Annotated in this window: 17 protein-coding genes, 1 tRNA gene and 1 riboswitch; of the genes, 6 read left to right on the forward strand and 12 right to left on the reverse strand. The window is 69.1% G+C overall.

Annotated features, from left to right (window positions below; genetic code table 11):
* Positions 1-34: 34 nt before the first annotated feature.
* The gene (locus ACIRJP_RS29590) at positions 35-1,300 is read left to right on the forward strand and encodes an SGNH/GDSL hydrolase family protein (protein WP_404180501.1); all 1,266 of its coding nucleotides are present in this window, start codon (positions 35-37) and stop codon (positions 1,298-1,300) included.
* A gap of 94 nt (positions 1,301-1,394) precedes the next feature.
* Here the strand turns inward: ACIRJP_RS29590 and ACIRJP_RS29595 are convergent, their stop codons facing one another.
* The 4 genes from ACIRJP_RS29595 to ACIRJP_RS29610 all read right to left on the reverse strand — a co-directional run bounded on the left by ACIRJP_RS29595 (position 1,395) and on the right by ACIRJP_RS29610 (position 4,911).
* The gene (locus tag ACIRJP_RS29595) at positions 1,395-2,108 is read right to left on the reverse strand and encodes a DUF1707 domain-containing protein (RefSeq protein ID WP_404180504.1); all 714 of its coding nucleotides are present in this window, start codon (positions 2,106-2,108) and stop codon (positions 1,395-1,397) included.
* 61 nt (positions 2,109-2,169) lie between these two features.
* Complete coding sequence (locus ACIRJP_RS29600) at positions 2,170-3,156, reverse strand: ATP-binding cassette domain-containing protein (RefSeq protein ID WP_404180507.1); 987 nt, start codon at positions 3,154-3,156, stop codon at positions 2,170-2,172.
* 32 nt (positions 3,157-3,188) lie between these two features.
* Positions 3,189-4,118: an ABC transporter permease gene (locus ACIRJP_RS29605; protein WP_404180510.1), complete on the reverse strand. Its 930-nt coding sequence runs from the start codon at positions 4,116-4,118 to the stop codon at positions 3,189-3,191.
* Positions 4,111-4,911, reverse strand: coding sequence for an ABC transporter permease (locus ACIRJP_RS29610; RefSeq protein ID WP_404180513.1), 801 nt, complete (start codon positions 4,909-4,911; stop codon positions 4,111-4,113). The genes ACIRJP_RS29605 and ACIRJP_RS29610 overlap by 8 nt, the downstream gene beginning before the upstream one ends.
* Before the next feature lie 192 nt (positions 4,912-5,103).
* Here ACIRJP_RS29610 and ACIRJP_RS29615 point away from each other — a divergent pair, with 192 nt between their 5' ends.
* Positions 5,104-7,524: a transglycosylase domain-containing protein gene (locus tag ACIRJP_RS29615; RefSeq protein ID WP_404180516.1), complete on the forward strand. Its 2,421-nt coding sequence runs from the start codon at positions 5,104-5,106 to the stop codon at positions 7,522-7,524.
* Here the strand turns inward: ACIRJP_RS29615 and ACIRJP_RS29620 are convergent.
* The 3 genes from ACIRJP_RS29620 to ACIRJP_RS29630 all read right to left on the reverse strand — a co-directional run bounded on the left by ACIRJP_RS29620 (position 7,518) and on the right by ACIRJP_RS29630 (position 8,722).
* Complete coding sequence (locus ACIRJP_RS29620) at positions 7,518-7,838, reverse strand: multidrug efflux SMR transporter (RefSeq protein ID WP_124723313.1); 321 nt, start codon at positions 7,836-7,838, stop codon at positions 7,518-7,520. The genes ACIRJP_RS29615 and ACIRJP_RS29620 overlap by 7 nt on opposite strands.
* A gap of 39 nt (positions 7,839-7,877) precedes the next feature.
* A riboswitch (guanidine-III (ykkC-III) riboswitch) is annotated at positions 7,878-7,943 on the reverse strand.
* 59 nt (positions 7,944-8,002) lie between these two features.
* The gene (locus ACIRJP_RS29625) at positions 8,003-8,341 is read right to left on the reverse strand and encodes a co-chaperone GroES (RefSeq protein WP_030923137.1); all 339 of its coding nucleotides are present in this window, start codon (positions 8,339-8,341) and stop codon (positions 8,003-8,005) included.
* A 60-nt stretch (positions 8,342-8,401) separates the two neighbouring features.
* Positions 8,402-8,722, reverse strand: coding sequence for a DUF3618 domain-containing protein (locus ACIRJP_RS29630; RefSeq protein ID WP_404180520.1), 321 nt, complete (start codon positions 8,720-8,722; stop codon positions 8,402-8,404).
* Between the two features lie 140 nt (positions 8,723-8,862).
* Between ACIRJP_RS29630 and bcp the strand changes: the two genes are divergently transcribed.
* Together bcp and ACIRJP_RS29640 are read left to right on the forward strand one after the other, a co-directional pair.
* On the forward strand, positions 8,863-9,330 hold the full coding sequence (gene bcp / locus ACIRJP_RS29635; protein ID WP_404180523.1) for a thioredoxin-dependent thiol peroxidase: 468 nt from the start codon (positions 8,863-8,865) through the stop codon (positions 9,328-9,330).
* A gap of 176 nt (positions 9,331-9,506) precedes the next feature.
* Positions 9,507-9,590 (forward strand) — tRNA-Leu (locus ACIRJP_RS29640).
* 64 nt (positions 9,591-9,654) lie between these two features.
* On the opposite strand, the gene rdgB is transcribed toward ACIRJP_RS29640, so the two are convergent.
* From rdgB to ACIRJP_RS29660, 4 genes are all read right to left on the reverse strand, one after another.
* Complete coding sequence (gene rdgB / locus ACIRJP_RS29645; RefSeq protein ID WP_404180526.1) at positions 9,655-10,260, reverse strand: RdgB/HAM1 family non-canonical purine NTP pyrophosphatase; 606 nt, start codon at positions 10,258-10,260, stop codon at positions 9,655-9,657.
* Positions 10,261-10,281: 21 nt separating this feature from the next.
* The gene (locus ACIRJP_RS29650) at positions 10,282-10,674 is read right to left on the reverse strand and encodes a hypothetical protein (RefSeq protein WP_404180529.1); all 393 of its coding nucleotides are present in this window, start codon (positions 10,672-10,674) and stop codon (positions 10,282-10,284) included.
* A gap of 103 nt (positions 10,675-10,777) precedes the next feature.
* A complete protein-coding gene (gene rph, locus ACIRJP_RS29655; protein ID WP_072484102.1) occupies positions 10,778-11,515 on the reverse strand; it encodes a ribonuclease PH in 738 nt (245 codons plus the stop codon).
* Positions 11,516-11,723: 208 nt separating this feature from the next.
* Positions 11,724-11,957 carry a glucose PTS transporter subunit EIIB gene (locus ACIRJP_RS29660; RefSeq protein WP_205020067.1) on the reverse strand — a complete coding sequence of 78 codons (234 nt, stop codon included), beginning with the start codon at positions 11,955-11,957 and terminating at the stop codon, positions 11,724-11,726.
* A gap of 222 nt (positions 11,958-12,179) precedes the next feature.
* Here ACIRJP_RS29660 and ACIRJP_RS29665 point away from each other — a divergent pair, with 222 nt between their 5' ends.
* The gene (locus ACIRJP_RS29665) at positions 12,180-13,490 is read left to right on the forward strand and encodes a PTS transporter subunit EIIC (RefSeq protein ID WP_404180533.1); all 1,311 of its coding nucleotides are present in this window, start codon (positions 12,180-12,182) and stop codon (positions 13,488-13,490) included.
* A gap of 260 nt (positions 13,491-13,750) precedes the next feature.
* Positions 13,751-15,016 (forward strand): PTS transporter subunit EIIC, encoded by a 1,266-nt coding sequence (locus ACIRJP_RS29670; protein ID WP_404180536.1) that lies wholly within the window; start codon positions 13,751-13,753, stop codon positions 15,014-15,016.
* A gap of 173 nt (positions 15,017-15,189) precedes the next feature.
* Here ACIRJP_RS29670 and ACIRJP_RS29675 read toward each other — a convergent pair whose 3' ends face one another.
* Complete coding sequence (locus ACIRJP_RS29675) at positions 15,190-15,942, reverse strand: MBL fold metallo-hydrolase (RefSeq protein WP_383722102.1); 753 nt, start codon at positions 15,940-15,942, stop codon at positions 15,190-15,192.
* Positions 15,943-15,993 lie beyond the last annotated feature (51 nt).

Below are 15,993 nucleotides of genomic sequence, written 5' to 3' on the forward strand. Positions count from 1 at the left end.
CCAGTCCGATTGATCATGAGGAGACACACCGCCCATGCCCAGGCGCCAGGGGTACGCCCTGCTCATCGCCCTCGTGGCGGGCACCGCCGTGCTCGCCGCCGCCGTGGCGTTCGCCGGCTCCCTGCTGTTCTCCGGCACCGGCACCGGCACTCGGCCGAAGCAAGGAGCCGTACCCGACCCGCGGTCCGTGGCCCGTACGCCCGCCGCACCCGCGCATTCCACCGGCCTCTGGGCCGCCACCTGGACCGCGGCCCCCGTCACCGGGGTGAGCGACTCGTACAACAGCAGCGCCCTCAACCGCCGCACCGTCCGTAACGTCGTGCACACCAGCATCGGCGGCGACGCGGCCCGCATCACCCTCTCCAATGCCTTCGGCACCCGTCCGCTGGTCATGGACCGCGTCACCGTGAACACCCGCCCGGTGACCTTCGCCGGCGCCGCCACCGTGACCGTGGCGGCCGGCGAGCAGATCGTCAGCGACCCCGTCACCGTCCCGGTCCCCGCCGACTCCGACCTCGTCGTCACCCTGCGCACCCCCACCGCCCAGGGGCCCGTCACCGTCCACGAGCGCGGCCACCAGACCTCGTACGTGGACACCGTGTGGGGCACCCGGCGGACCGACGGCTGGCGCTACCTCACCGCCGTCGACGTGCACACCCGGACCGCCGCCGGAACGATCGCCGTGATCGGCGACTCCCTCACCGCGGGCACCGGCTCCTCCCTCGACACGAACAGCCGCTGGCCCGACGTGCTCGCCGACCGGCTCGGCGGCCGGTACGGGGTGGCCAACGCGGGCATCGCGGGCAACCGCGTCCTGCGCGACGGACGCGGCGGACACGGCGTACGGGCGAGCGCCCGCTTCGACCGCGACGTACTGGACGTCGCCGGAGTGAAGACGGTCGTCATCGCACTCGGCATCAACGACGTGCAGCAGTCCCCGCAGGAGACCGACCCGCAGCGCATCGCGGACGGCCTGCGCTCCATGACCCTGCGCGCCCACGCACGCGGGCTCCAGGTCGTCGGGGCGACGCTGATGCCGTACGAGGGGTACGCCACCTGGACCCCCGGGAGCAACGACGTACGGGAACGGGTCAACGCGCTGATCCGGGCGGGCGGGATCTTCGACTCCGTCATCGACTTCGACGCGGCGGCCCGTGACCCCTACCGCCCGACGCGACTCCTGCCGGCCTACGACAGCGGCGACCACCTCCACCTGAACGACGCGGGGTACCGGCAGCTGGGCTCGATGGTGGACCTGACGACGCTGGTGCACGAGCAGCCCACGTCCGACCAGCTCTGACGGGCAGTTTCGCGTCGACGAACGGCACCCCGGGAGCACCCCGGGCTCCAGGAGCACCCGGGAGCTCCACAAGCACCCCGGGACTCCGCCCCTCTCAGTCCGACGGACCCTTCTCCAGCCGGCCGCGTCCGCTCCCGCGCTCCGCGTCCAGCTCCCGCTGCCGGTCCCGCAGCCGCGCCAGCTCCGCGTCCCTCAGCCGCTGCTTCTCCGCCTTGCTCCGCTTGCGCTCCACACCGACGCCGCCCAGCAGCGCGAGCCCGGTGATCCGCACCCGCGGGGAGTCCGGCGACGGGACCCCGTCGTCCTTCGACCGCTCCCCGAAGCCGCCCAGGATGCCGATCCCCCGGACCTCGACGTTCAGCTCCGGCGGAACCGTCACCTGCATGCCGCCCATGACCGCGAAACAGCGGATGACCACCTCGCGGTCCTCGAAGTTCGCCTCCCGCAGATCGATCTCACCGCCGCCCCACATCGCGAACGCGGTGAACTTCCGGCCCACCGTCCAGTTCCCCCGGCGACCGAACCCGCCCCAGATCGCGAACGCGCCGCTCGACGTGGCGGGCTTGCCGATCCGGTCCGCCCACCGCTTCTGCGATCCGGTGGTCCGTGCCGGAGCCGCCCCCACCGGGGCCACCGCGGCGCCCGGCGCGGGAAGATCCCGCACCAACGGCTCCAACTCCCCATGCGTACGGGCCTTGTAAGCCGCTTCGAGCCGCTGCTCGAACTCCGCCATCTCCAGCCGGCCCTCGGCAACCGCCTCGCGCAGGGTCTCGGCGACACGCTCACGCTCGGAATCGGAAGCACGCATTTCCGGAAGGTCACTTGTCATACCGCGGAGCCTATTGAACGTCCCCGCCCCCGTCCCAGTCCTACATGCCGGTGGCCGACTCATACATCTTCGCGATCACCGCCTCGATGTCCGGCTCCCGCACCGACAGGTCGACCAACGGGTAGTCCGCGGCGATCCGCGCGACCAGCGGAGCGGCCGAATCCGACGCCGGGAAGGCCAGCCACTGCCGCGGCCCCTCCACCTTCACCGTACGGACCGACGGCGCCGACTCCAGCCGGATCGGCGGCAGTTGATGCTCCAGATCGACCACCAGCGTCCGCTCGCTCTCGCCCACCTCGTGCAGACCGGCGAGGGCCCCGTCGTACATCAGACGGCCGTGGTCGATCACCATCACACGCTTGCAGAGCTGCTCGATGTCCGTCAGATCATGGGTCGTGAGCAGCACCGTCGTACCGCGTTCGGCGTTCAGATCCCGCAGGAAGCCACGGACCTTGGACTTGGAGACCACATCCAGCCCGATCGTCGGCTCGTCCAGATACAACACCTCGGGATCGTGCAGCAGCGCCGCCGCGATGTCACCGCGCATCCGCTGCCCCAACGACAACTGCCGTACCGGAGTGTCCAACAGCTCGCCCAGATCGAGGAGTTCGATACAGCGGTCCAGGTTCTGCCGGTACCGCGCGTCGGGAATCCGGTACATCCGGTGCATCAGCCGGTACGAGTCGCGCAGCGGCAGATCCCACCACAACGTGGTGCGCTGGCCGAACACCACACCGATCCGGTGCGCCAGCCTCGTACGCTCCCGCGAAGGGTCGATGCCCGCCACCCGCAGCCGGCCACCGCTCGGGGTGAGGATGCCGGTCAGCATCTTGATCGTGGTCGACTTCCCGGCACCGTTCGGACCGATGTACCCGACCATCTCGCCGCGCGCGACGCGGAAACTGATCGAGTCGACCGCCCGTACCTGCCGGCGTTCACTGCGCATGAATCCGGTCTTGCGACGCACGTCGAAGACCTTCTCCACCTGGTCGAGCTCGATGAAGCCGGAGGGGGTTTCCGTGTCCATGTCCGATGCCCTGTCCCGTTCGTAGTCGTGGTTCAACTTCCTGTACTGCGGTACGCGCGCAGCCCCGATCGCCAGCCCAGACCGGCCGGCAGCCAGCACAGACACGCCACCACCGGCGGCAGGAACGCCACCCAGACCGGCAGATCCAGCGGGTAGTCCCGGCCCAGCACGTACAGCGCGGGCAGCCAGTTCACGAAGGCCAGCGGCACCACGAACGTCACCCCGCGCACCAGGTCCTTCGCGAAGACCGACGGCGGGTACTGCAGCAGTGTGTTCCCGCCGTACGTGAAGGCGTTCTGCACCTGCGAGGCGTCCTGCGCGACGAACTGGAACGCCGCCCCCGCCACGAACAGCGCCCCGAAGACCGCCGCCCCGCTCAGCAGCATCATCGGCATCATGGCCACCTTCAGCGGCGTCCACTCGATGTCCAACGCCACCAGCGCGTACGCCAGCACCAGCACGCCCTGGATCACCCGCCCCAGCCTGCGCAGCGCGAACTGGTCCGCCGCCACCTGGGCGAGCACCGGGACCGGCCGCACCAGCAACGTGTCCAGCGTGCCGTCGCGCACCCGCGCGCCCAGCCGGTCCATCGAGCCCAGCAACAGATCGGCGAGACCGAACGCGGTGCCCGCCACCCCGTACAGCAGGGCGATCTCGGGCAGCGTGTAGCCGCCCAGCCGGTCCACGTGCGAGAACATCAGCAGGATCGAGACGAAGTCGAAGGCGGTCGCCGCGAAGTTCCCGAACGCCATCATGGCGAACGAGGCGCGGTACGCCATCGTCGAGCGCAGCCACATCATCGCGATCAGCCCGTACGCCCTGACCCCCTCGACGAACCGGGACCGCTCGGCGAACACCGCATCGGGCCAGTCCTCGGAACGGCCGCCCAGCCCGTCCGCGGAACGACCGCCGGGCCCGTCCGCCGCCCCGGCCGCCTCCACCGCACCGGTCGCGTCAGCCACCCTGGACCACCACCCTCCTCGTCGCCACCGACTGCACCATCCGCCCCACCAGCAGCAGCGCCAGCGCCCAGCCGGCCTGGAAGGTGTACGCCCCCACCAGCTCCCAGCCCGGGTACTTGCCCAGGAACACATCGGCCGGCACCTGGAGCATCGACGACCACGGCAGCGCCCGTGCGACGTCCCCCAGCACCCCGGGGAACAGCGTCAGCGGAAGCAGCATCCCGGAGAAGAACATCCCGGCCAGCCAGGACATCTGCGCCATCCCCGCCCCGTCCAGCAGCCAGAACGCGCAGAGCGCCACCAGATAGCGGATCGCGAAACTCACCACGACGCCGAGCCCCACCGACACCAGAAAGGCCACCCAGACCCCCGGCGAGGCCGGCAGCGCCAGATCGAAGGCGAGCGATCCCACCAGCATCGGCACGATGCCCCGCCCCAGCAGATGGAACGCGGCCCGGCCCAGATCACCTGCCAGCCACCACAGTTGGAGATCGACGGGCCGGTAGAGGTCGACCGCCACGTCGCCGGTCCTGATCCGCTCGATCAGCTCGTTCTCGAAGCCGCCGCCCATCATGGAACAGGTCATCAGCAGCGCCTGCCCCAGCCATACATAGCTGAGCGCCTGGGACATGTCGTAACCACCGAGCTGCGGCCGCTCGTCCCACAACGCCACATAGGTGTACGCGAGGATGAACCCGAAGACGGTGTTGGTGAAGACTCCGGCCGCCGTGGCGGTCCGGTAGGTGGCGAAGCGCCGGAACTGTCCCGCTGCCACCACCGCGTAAAGCCGCACCGCACACACCCCCCATCGCCGGGTGCCCAACGGCTTTGGACACCAAAGCGCAAGACCCTAGTCCAGCGGGGACGGCCGCCGCGACCGCTTTACGGGGGTCGATCCGGGGTCGAACCAGGGTCGATCCGGTGCTTATTCCCTAGAAAAGGGCACTATGGGGGAACTGACCGCGGCCGAGGAGTCTGCACGGACATGAGCGACGACCCACAGCAGCCGAGCGGGGAGAACGACCCCCGGGGCTGGGCTCCCAGGGACCCGGCCGCCCACAACCCCCAGACGTCCGGACAACCCGAGCGACCCAAGCAGCCCAAACGCCCCAAGCGCACCGGATGGCGCCGCGCCATCCCCACCTGGCGCATGGTCCTCGGCGCCGTCCTCTTCGTCGCCCTGCTCCTGATCGGCGGCTTCATCGCCGGCTACCAACTCGTCGACATCCCGCCCGCCAACGCCAGCGCCACACTCCAGTCCAACGTCTACCTCTACAAGGACGGCAGCGTCATCGCCCGCTCCGGCGAGGTCAACCGGGAGAACATCCAGCTCGCCCAGGTCCCGCTCACCGTCCAGCGCGCCGTCCTCGCCGCCGAAGACCGCGACTTCTACTCCGAACGGGCCATCGACCTCAAGGCCATGGCCCGCGCCGCCTTCAACACCCTCACCGGCAAGGGCAAGCAGGGCGGCTCGACGATCACCCAGCAGTACGTCAAGAACTACTACCTGGGCCAGGAACAGACCATCGTCCGCAAGGCCAAGGAGTTCTTCATCGCGGTCAAGCTCAACCGCGAGGAGTCCAAGGGACAGATCTTCGAGGGCTACCTCAACACCAGCTACTTCGGCCGCAACGCCTACGGCATCCAGGCCGCCGCCCAGGCCTACTACTCCAAGGACATCGGCGAGATCACCACCGCCGAGGGCGCCTACCTCGCCTCCCTGCTCAACGCCCCCAGCGCGTACGACATCGTCGTCCACCCCCAGAACAAGGCCGCCGCCCTCGCCCGCTGGAACTACGTACTCGACGGCATGGTCAAGGAGAAATGGCTCGGCCCGGCCGAACGCGCCGCCATGAGATTCCCCGTACCCGGCAAGGTCAAGCCCTCCACCGGCCTCTCCGGACAGCGCGGCTACATCGTCCAGGCCGTCGACGACTACCTCACCGGCAACCACGTCATCGACGAGGACACCCTCGCCACCGGCGGCTACCGGATCACCACCACCCTGGAGAAGAAGAAACAGAACGCCCTCGTCAAAGCCGTCGACGACAACGTCATGTCCCAAACCAGCCCCGACCGCCAGGCCGACCGCAACGTCCGCGTCGGCGGTGCCTCCATCGACCCCGCCACCGGCCGCGTCGTCGCCATGTACGGCGGCGTCGACTACACCAAGCAGTACGTGAACAACGCGACCCGCCGCGACTACCAGGTCGGCTCCACCTTCAAACCCTTCGTCTTCACCTCCGCCGTCGCCAACAACTCCACCACCCAGGACGGCCGGCGCATCACCCCCGACACCGTCTACGACGGCACCAACAAACGCATGGTCCAGGGCCCCACCGGACCCACCGGCTACGCCCCAGCCAACGAGGACGACGTCAGCTACGGGCCCATCACCGTCTCCACCGCCACCGACAAGTCCGTCAACGCCGTCTACGCCCAGATGGCCGAGGACGTCGGCCCCGCCAAGGTCAAGCAGACCGCCATCGACCTCGGCCTCCCGGAGAACACCCCCGACCTCACCCCGTACCCGTCCATCGCGCTCGGCGTCTCCACCGCCGGCGTCCTCGACATGGCCGAGGCGTACGCCACCCTCGCCAACCACGGCCGGCACGGCGCGTACGTCCTCGTCGACCGGATCACCAAGGACGGCGAGGCCCTCGACCTCCCCGACGGCGGACACACCGAGCAGGCGGTCAGCCGCGAAGCCGCCGACACCACGACCTCGATCCTCCGGAGCGTCGTCGAGAGCGGCAGCGGCACCGCCGCCCAGGCCGCCGGCCGCCCCGCCGCCGGCAAGACCGGCACCGCCGAGGAGGACAAGGCGGCCTGGTTCGCCGGCTACACCCCCGACCTCACCACCGTCATCGCCGTCATGGGCCAGGACCCCAAGACCGGCGTACAGAAACCGCTGTACGGGGCACTCGGACTCGCCCGCATCAACGGCGGCGGCGCCCCCGCCCAGGCCTGGGCCCAGTACACCGAGGCCGCCCTGCGGGGCACCACGGCCACGGACTTCGACCTCCAGCTCGAAAGCGGCGCCGAGGAATCCGCCCCGCCCACCGCCGAGGAAACCAGCCCCGAAAGCACCGGAACACCCTCCGAGAGCACCTCCAGCACCCCACCGGGCACCCCCGGCACCGCCCCGCCCACCAGCCCGTCGATCCCCGGCAGCAGCGAACCGGCCACCGGCGGCACCGGCACCGCAGGCACCGACACCGGCAGCCCGACCGAGGGCACCACGGGCAACGGCCGCGGCGACAACGGTGGCCCACGCGGCGAAGACAACGGCGGCGGAGGTCCGGGCGGGTACGACGACGGCGAGGGCCCGGACGGGTACAACGGTGCCAGGGGCGGCGACGAACTCCTCCCCGGCACCCGGGGCACACCGGCCCCGCGTCAGTGACCCGAGGTCGCCTTCAGCCCCACGACGGCGACCAGCAGCAGACAGACGAAGAAGATCCGGGCCGCGGTCACCGGCTCGTTCAGCACCACCATGCCCAGCACCGCAGCACCGGCCGCACCGATCCCGACCCACACGCCGTACGCCGTACCGATCGGCAGCGTCCTGGCCGCATGGGACAGCAACACCATGCTCGCCACGATCCCGAGACCCGTGAACACGCTCGGCCAGAGCCGGGTGAACCCCTCGGTGTACTTCATCCCGATCGACCAGGCCACTTCGAGCAGACCGGCGACAACAAGCAGAACCCAGGCCATGACAGCACCTCCGACAAGACAGAACACGCGAACAACACGGGTGCGTCGTCTTTTCGAAGCCCGGTACGGCGCGTCTCGTCGGGGGTCACCCCACCGTAGCAAAGAACATGCAAAAGGCCTGGTGACACCGGTCACCAGGCCAAGCACACAGCTATGGACAGGGGCTACAGATAGAGCCCGGTCGAATCCACCGACCCCTCGAACCGGTCCGCCGCCACCGCATGCAGATCCCGCTCACGCATCAGCACGTACGCCACCCCGCGCACCTCGACCTCCGCACGGTCCTCGGGGTCGTACAGCACCCGGTCACCCGGCTCCACCGTCCGCACGTTCTGGCCCACCGCGACCACCACGGCCCAGGCCAGCCGACGGCCGACCGCCGCCGTCGCCGGAATCAGGATGCCGCCACCGGAACGCCGCTCGCCCTCGGGCGTATCGGACCGGACCAGCACACGGTCGTGCAGCATGCGAATGGGCAGCTTGTCGTCGGTGTTCTCGCTCACGCCCCGCAACCTACCTGCCCGCCGCGCCCGCACGCCCCTCCGGGGTGCACGGACCGCGCGTCACCTCTTGCGACGCCGCTTCGACGCCACGACCAGACCCACGACACCCACCGCGAGCAGCGCCACCGGAATCACCCGCTCCGGACGCGGGGCCCCATCCTCGGACACGAACTGTGCCTTCACGTCCGACACCGCCCGGTTCACCGCGACGAACGCCCGCCCGGCCGTCCGGTCCACGGCCTCGGCGGCCTTCGCCTTCATCTCACCCATGATCGTATCCGGGTGCACCCGCACCCCGATCTCATCGAGCACCACCGCAAGCTGCTCACGCCTGCTGATGATGTCCGCCTCGATCTGCGCAGGGGTCCTGGCATCCGACACTGCGCCGCCTCCGTGGTCGTCGTCCGGTAAACCTTCATCGAAACCTTCATCGCCAGTCTGTCAGCTCGACCGTCCGCGCACCCGGCGGCACCCCTATTACGCTCGCTCCCGTACACCCCACGTGCCACCCGAGGAGAACCATGAGCGAGCGACTCCAGCCCGGCGACATCGCCCCCGCCTTCACCCTGCCCGACGCCGACGGCAACGAGATCTCGCTCGCCGACCACAAGGGCCGCAAGGTCATCGTCTACTTCTACCCGGCCGCCCTCACCCCCGGCTGCACCAAGCAGGCCTGCGACTTCACCGACAACCTGGAGCTGCTCACCGGCGCCGGGTACGACGTCATCGGCGTCTCCCCCGACAAGCCCGAGAAGCTCGCCAAGTTCCGCGAGAAGGAGAACCTCGGGGTCACCCTGGTCGGCGACCCGTCCAAGGAGACCCTTGAGGCGTACGGCGCCTTCGGCGAGAAGAAGCTCTACGGCAAGACGGTGACGGGCGTCATCCGCTCCACGATCGTCGTGGACGAGGAGGGCAAGGTCGAACGCGCCCTCTACAACGTCAAGGCCACCGGCCACGTCGCCAAGATCATCAGGGACCTCGGCATCTGAGCCGGGTTTCCGCCCGCCCCCGTGGCGCGGCATGTCCATGACGCTGGAGATTGATCACATCAGCGGGGACCGGAGCGAGGACCGGCGCGAGAATCTGCGACTGTTGCGCCCCAACTGCCACGCGACCACCGCTACCTGGTGCCAGGGCAGCGCCCGGTACGATGGCAGACAGTTGAGCGGCGGTGGCGCAATGGCGACGCAGCAGACTTAGGATCTGTGGCCCGTGAAACGGCTTGAGGGTTCGAATCCCTTCCGCCGCACAGTTGTAAAACGGCCTGTGAATCAACGGAGTTGATTCACAGGCCGTTCTCGTACCGCGGCGCGTCAGGCCCCCACCAACTCCCGCACCACCGGCACCAACGCCCGGAACGCCTTGCCCCGGTGGCTGATCGCGTTCTTCTCCGCCGGGGTCAGTTCCGCGCAGGTGCGGGTGTCGCCCTCGGGCTGGAGGATCGGGTCGTAGCCGAAGCCGTTGGTGCCGGACGGGGTGTGGCGCAGGGTGCCCGGCAGGCGGCCCTCGACCACGCGTTCCGTGCCGTCGGGGAGGGCGAGGGCGGCCGCGCAGGCGAAGTGGGCGGCGCGGTGGGCCTCGTCGATGTCGGAGAGCTGGGCCAGGAGCAGGTCCAGGTTGGCCTTGTCGTCGCCGTGGGTGCCGGCCCAGCGGGCGGAGAAGATACCGGGGGCGCCGCCGAGGACGTCCACGCAGAGGCCGGAGTCGTCGGCGATGGCCGGGTGGCCGGTGGCCTTGGCCAGGGCGTGGGCCTTGAGCAGGGCGTTCTCGGCGAAGGTGACGCCGGTTTCCTTGACGTCGGGGATGTGCGGGTACGCGTCCGCGCCGACGAGCTCATGGGTGAGGCCGGCGTCGGCGAGGATCGCGTGGAGTTCGGTGATCTTCCCGGCGTTGCGGGTGGCGAGGATGAGGCGGGTCATGTCACCCAGTATCGGGGGTGGTCAGGGAGTGCAGACCTTGCCGATCTCCGTGGCCGCGTCGGTGACCGGGGTGATGTCGGGGGTGGCGTCGCCCTTGTCGATGGAGTCCCGGACGTTGCCGACACCCGCCTGGAGGTCGTCGACGGCCTTGCCGAGGTCGGCGTTGTCGGTCTTGTCGCCGAGGTTGCCGAGTTCCTTCTCGATCTCGTCGAGGGCCTCGGAGGCCTGGGTGGGGTCGCTGGTGGCGTTGGAGACGGCCTGCTGGAGGTTGTCGACGCTGGTGGCGATGGCGTCGGCGGTACGAACGCAGTCCAGTGCCTTGTCGACGGCGCCGCAGCCGGACGCGGCGGTGAGGGCGAGGGCGGTCAGGGTCAGCGCGACGGTGATGCGGCGGTGGCGGGTGGCCTTGGCCATGGTGCGGTTCCTCCCCGGGTGCGGATACGCGGACGGGCGCACGGTTCGACCCGTGCGCCCGTTGTTCGTAACGACGCTCTGTGGTGCGTACTTGGTTGCTTCTTTACTCGCCCAGGGTGCGGGCGAGGGCCTCGTGCTGGATGACGGTGAGGTCCGCGCAGCCGGCCGTGGCGAGGTCGAGGAGGGCGCCGAGCTCCTTGCGGTCGAAGGGGGTGGCCTCGGCGGTGCCCTGGACCTCGACGAAGCGGCCGTCGCCGGTGCAGACGACGTTCATGTCGGTCTCGGCGCGGACGTCCTCCTCGTAGCAGAGGTCGAGGAGGGGGGTGCCGTCGACGATGCCGACGCTGATCGCGGAGACGGTGTCGGTCAGCGGCTTGCGGCCGTGCTTGACGATCTTCTTGTGCTGGGCCCAGGTGACGGCGTCGGCGAGGGCGACGTAGGCGCCGGTGATGGCGGCGGTGCGGGTGCCGCCGTCGGCCTGGAGGACGTCGCAGTCCAGGACGATGGTGTTCTCGCCGAGGGCCTTGTAGTCGATGACGGCGCGCAGGGAGCGGCCGATGAGGCGGCTGATCTCGTGGGTTCGGCCGCCGATCTTGCCGCGTACGGATTCGCGGTCGCCGCGGGTGTTGGTGGAGCGGGGCAGCATGGAGTATTCGGCGGTGACCCAGCCTTCGCCGCTGCCCTTGCGCCAGCGCGGGACGCCTTCGGTGACGGAGGCGGTGCAGAAGACCTTGGTGTCGCCGAAGGAGATGAGGACGGATCCTTCGGCGTGCTTGCTCCATCCGCGTTCGATGGTGACGGGGCGGAGCTGTTCGGGGGTGCGGCCGTCGATACGAGACATGGCGTCGACTTTATCGGGTGCGGCGGTGGCGTCCGTTCGAGTGCGTCGCGGGGCCGATCAGGTGCGCCACAGGCCCCGTCCCGGATGGGCGGGGCCTGTGCGGTGCCGGGCGGCCGGGTCGGCGGGGGCCGGAAACGGCCGGGCGGCGGGCTCGGCGGAGGGCCGGAAACGGCCGGGCGGCGGGCTCAGCGCAGGGCTGGGCGGCCGGTCACATCATGTCTTCGATGTCGGCGGCGATGGGGTCGGCGTCGGTGCCGATGACGACCTGGATCGCGGTGCCCATCTTGACGACGCCGTGGGCTCCGGCGGCCTTGAGGGCGACTTCGTCGACCTTGCTCGGGTCGTGGACCTCGGTGCGGAGGCGGGTGATGCAGCCTTCGATCTCGTCGATGTTCTCGATACCGCCGAGCCCGGCGACGATCTTCTCAGCCTTGCTGGCCATGGCCTTCTCCCTGGTTCTTCACGTGCGTGCGACGGCCCACCCTGGGTCCGTTTCGTCACCGTAACGCACGTTTGGCCCAGCTTCGCGAGCGGGTGGCTGGACCGTCCCCAATGATGACGATCACCGGTGCCCTGTCTTCCAGGCGGGTTACGCACCGTACCTCAACTGGTCTACACCAGTCTGCAACGACCGCCGACCGCGCCTTGTTCCGGGAGGATGCCGATGAGTTCGAGCAGCGCCGCGGTGCCACAGAAGACGTGGTGGAACGGCTTCTTCCAGGGCCTCCAGAAGATGGGCCGCAGCCTCCAGCTGCCGATCGCCGTCCTGCCCGCGGCCGGCATCCTCAACCGGTTGGGCCAGCCGGACGTATTCGGCGACGAGGGTCTGGGCTGGACCAACATCGCCAAGGTGTTCGCGGCGGCGGGCGGAGCACTGCTCGACTCGGGGCTCGGCCTTCCGCTGCTGTTCTGCGTCGGTGTCGCGATCGGCATGGCGAAGAAGTCGGACGGTTCGACCGCGCTCGCCGCGGTGGCCGGCTTCCTCGTCTACTACGCGGTGCTGCACGCCTTCCCGGTGGACTGCGCCCCTGGTTCGACGTTCACTTCGGGCGGTACCTGGTTCGGCACCTGTGTGACCGGCGATGCCAAGGTCACGGCGGCCGCGTACCAGAACCCCGGGGTGTTCGGCGGCATCGTGATGGGGCTGCTGTCCGCCTGGTTCTGGCAGCGGTACCACCGGGTCAAGCTGGTGGACTGGCTGGGCTTCTTCAACGGCCGGCGGCTCGTCCCGATCATCATGGCGTTCGTCGGCCTGCTCTTCGCGGGCCTGTGCGCCTGGCTGTGGCAGCCGATCGGTGACGGTCTGACCAGCTTCTCCAAGTGGCTGGTGGACCTGGACTGGGTGGGTTCCGGCATCTTCGGTCTCGCCAACCGGGCATTGCTGGTCATCGGCCTCCACCAGTTCCTGAACACCTTCGTCTGGTTCCAGTTCGGCGACTACACCAAGCCGGACGGCACGGTCGTGCACGGTGACATCAACCGGTTCCTGGCGGGCGACCCGACGGCCGGCCAGTTCACCTCGGGCTTCTTCCCGATCATGATGTTCGCCCTGCCCGCGGCGGCGCTGGCGATCTACCACTGCGCCAAGCCGCACCGCCGGAAGGCGGTCGGCGGCATGATGCTCTCGGTCGGCCTGACGTCGTTCGTGACGGGCATCACCGAGCCGATCGAGTACTCGTTCCTCTTCGTCGCACCGCTGCTGTACGGGATCCACGCGGTGCTCACCGGTGTCTCGATGGCGGTGACGTGGGCGCTCGGCGTGAAGGACGGCTTCAGCTTCTCGGCGGGTCTGATCGACTACGTCATCAACTGGAGTCTGGCGACGAAACCATGGCTGATCATTCCGATCGGGCTGGCGTTCGCCGCCGTGTATTACGCGATCTTCCGGATCGCGATCACCAGGTTCAACCTCCAGACACCGGGCCGCGAGCCCGACGAGCTGGAGGCGGAGATCGAGAGGAACCTCACGAAGTAGCAGTTCGGGCGGGCTTTTATCCTGATCGGAGCAGGCCCTCGGACCCATGCGGTCCGGGGGTCTTCGCCATGTCACGGAGCGTGGGTGATAGCTCGTGCGAAGTAGTCGGAATTTGCAGGTTCCTTATCTGACCCTCACCGTGCTACAACTGGTCTACACCACTGAGTGGTCCAGACCACGCGGCGTTCTGCCGCGTTTCTCGAGTCGCCGCCTCCCCCCGTCAACGACCTGGGCGGCGCCTTGTCCAATGGAGGAAGTTGATGTCCACGGCAGACACCGCACCCGCGGTCACCCAGAAGAAGGGTGCCGGCGTGATGTCGGTCATGCAGCGCATCGGCCGCAGCCTCATGCTGCCGGTCGCGGTGCTGCCCGCAGCCGCGCTGCTGGTGCGTCTCGGCAACAACGACATGCTCGGCAGGGCCTCGTTCCCCAACTTCGTCACCAAGATCGCGAGCTTCATGGCCGCGGGCGGCAACGCGATCCTCGACAACATGGCGCTGCTGTTCGCCGTCGGCATCGCGATCGGCTTCGCCAAGAAGTCGGACGGTTCGACCGCGCTCGCCGCCGTCACCGGCTACCTGGTCTTCCAGAAGGTGCTCGCCACCTTCACCGACAGCAACCTTCCCCAGGTCGCGACGGTGGTCGACGGCAAGGTGGTCATGACGGACGCCCCCGTGGACGCCAAGGTCCTCGGCGGTGTGGTGATGGGCATCGTCGTCGCACTGCTCTACCAGAAGTTCTACCGGACGAAGCTGCCCGCCTGGGCCGGGTTCTTCGGCGGCCGCCGCCTGGTCCCGATCCTCTCCGCCTTCGCGGGTCTGGTCATCGGCATCGTCTTCGGTTACATCTGGCCCGTCCTGGGCACCGGGCTGCACAACTTCGGCGAGTGGCTGGTCGGTTCCGGCGCGGTCGGCGCGGGCATCTTCGGGGTTGCCAACCGTGCGCTGATCCCGGTCGGCATGCACCACCTGCTGAACTCGTTCCCGTGGTTCCAGGCCGGTGAGTTCCACGGCAAGAGCGGCGACATCAACCGCTTCCTGGCCGGTGACCCGACTGCCGGACAGTTCATGACCGGCTTCTTCCCGATCATGATGTTCGCCCTCCCGGCCGCGTGCCTCGCCATCGTGCACTGCGCCCGCCCGGAGCGCCGCAAGGTCGTCGGCGGCATGATGTTCTCGCTCGCGCTCACCGCGTTCGTGACCGGTGTCACCGAGCCGATCGAGTTCACCTTCATGTTCATCGCCCCGGTGCTGTACGCGATCCACGCGGTGCTCACCGGTGTCTCCATGGCCCTCACCTGGGGGCTCGGCATGAAGGACGGCTTCGGCTTCTCCGCGGGCGCCGTCGACTTCTTCCTGAACCTCGGCATCGCGAGCAAGCCCTGGATGCTGGTGCTGGTCGGCCTCTGCTTCGCGGTGGTCTACTACGCGGTCTTCCGCTTCGCGATCACCAAGTTCAACCTGCCGACTCCGGGTCGTGAGTCGGACGAGGAGCTCGCCGAGCTCCTGAAGGCAGAGGCGAAGTAACCCTCACCTCCCGCCGCACGAGCACGACGAAGCCCTCACCTCCCACGGCGGGAGGTGAGGGCTTCGTCGTGTCCGCGGCGCCGCACACGGGGCGGGGCCCAGGGTCTTTCGTTTGGATCAGGCCGGATCAGGCACCGGGGCAGGCGAGCCCGGCGTGATCCAAACGAGAGGCCCTAGATCTCGTACACCGCCCCCGGCACCGCGACCTCGGCCGGTCCGTCGAAGACCACGCGGGCGTCGGACAGGTTGCGGTCGGCGTCGGTCCACGGCGGGATGTGGGTCAGGACGAGGCGGCCCACGCCGGCGCGGGCCGCGATCTCGCCCGCCTCGCGGCCGTTGAGGTGGAGGTCCGGAATGTCTTCCTTGCCGTGGATGAACGATGCTTCGCACAGGAACAGGTCGACGCCCTCGGCAAGTTCGTCCAGGGCCTCGCAGGCCCCCGTGTCGCCGGAGTATGCCAGCGAGCTGCCGCCGTGCTCGATGCGGATCCCGAAGGTGTCGACGGGGTGGCAGAGCTTCTCCGTGCGGACCGAGAAGGGGCCGATCTCGAACGATCCCGGCTTCAGCGTGTGGAAATCGAAGACCTCGCTCATCGCGTGCTCGGACGGGGTGTCGGCGTGCGCGGTGGTCAGCCGCTGTTCGGTGCCTTCTGGTCCGTAGACCGGGAGGGGTGCGGGGCGTCCGCCGTCGTGCCGGTAGTAGCGGACGACGAAGTACGCGCACATGTCGATGCAGTGGTCGGAATGGAGGTGACTGAGGAAAATGGCGTCGAGGTCGTAGAGACCGACATGGCGCTGCAGCTCGCCGAGGGCGCCGTTGCCCATGTCGAGGAGCAGCCTGAAGCCGTCGGCCTCTACGAGGTAGCTCGAACATGCTGATCCCGCGGACGGGAACGAGCCGGAGCAGCCGACGACGGTGAGCTTCATGGAGCTTGAACCTCCGAGACGTGGGAACGGGGAGGGTTCGTGCGGTCTGTT

Origin of the sequence: Streptomyces sp. NPDC102437, from assembly GCF_044765565.1 — a bacterium.
Taxonomy (GTDB): domain Bacteria; phylum Actinomycetota; class Actinomycetes; order Streptomycetales; family Streptomycetaceae; genus Streptomyces.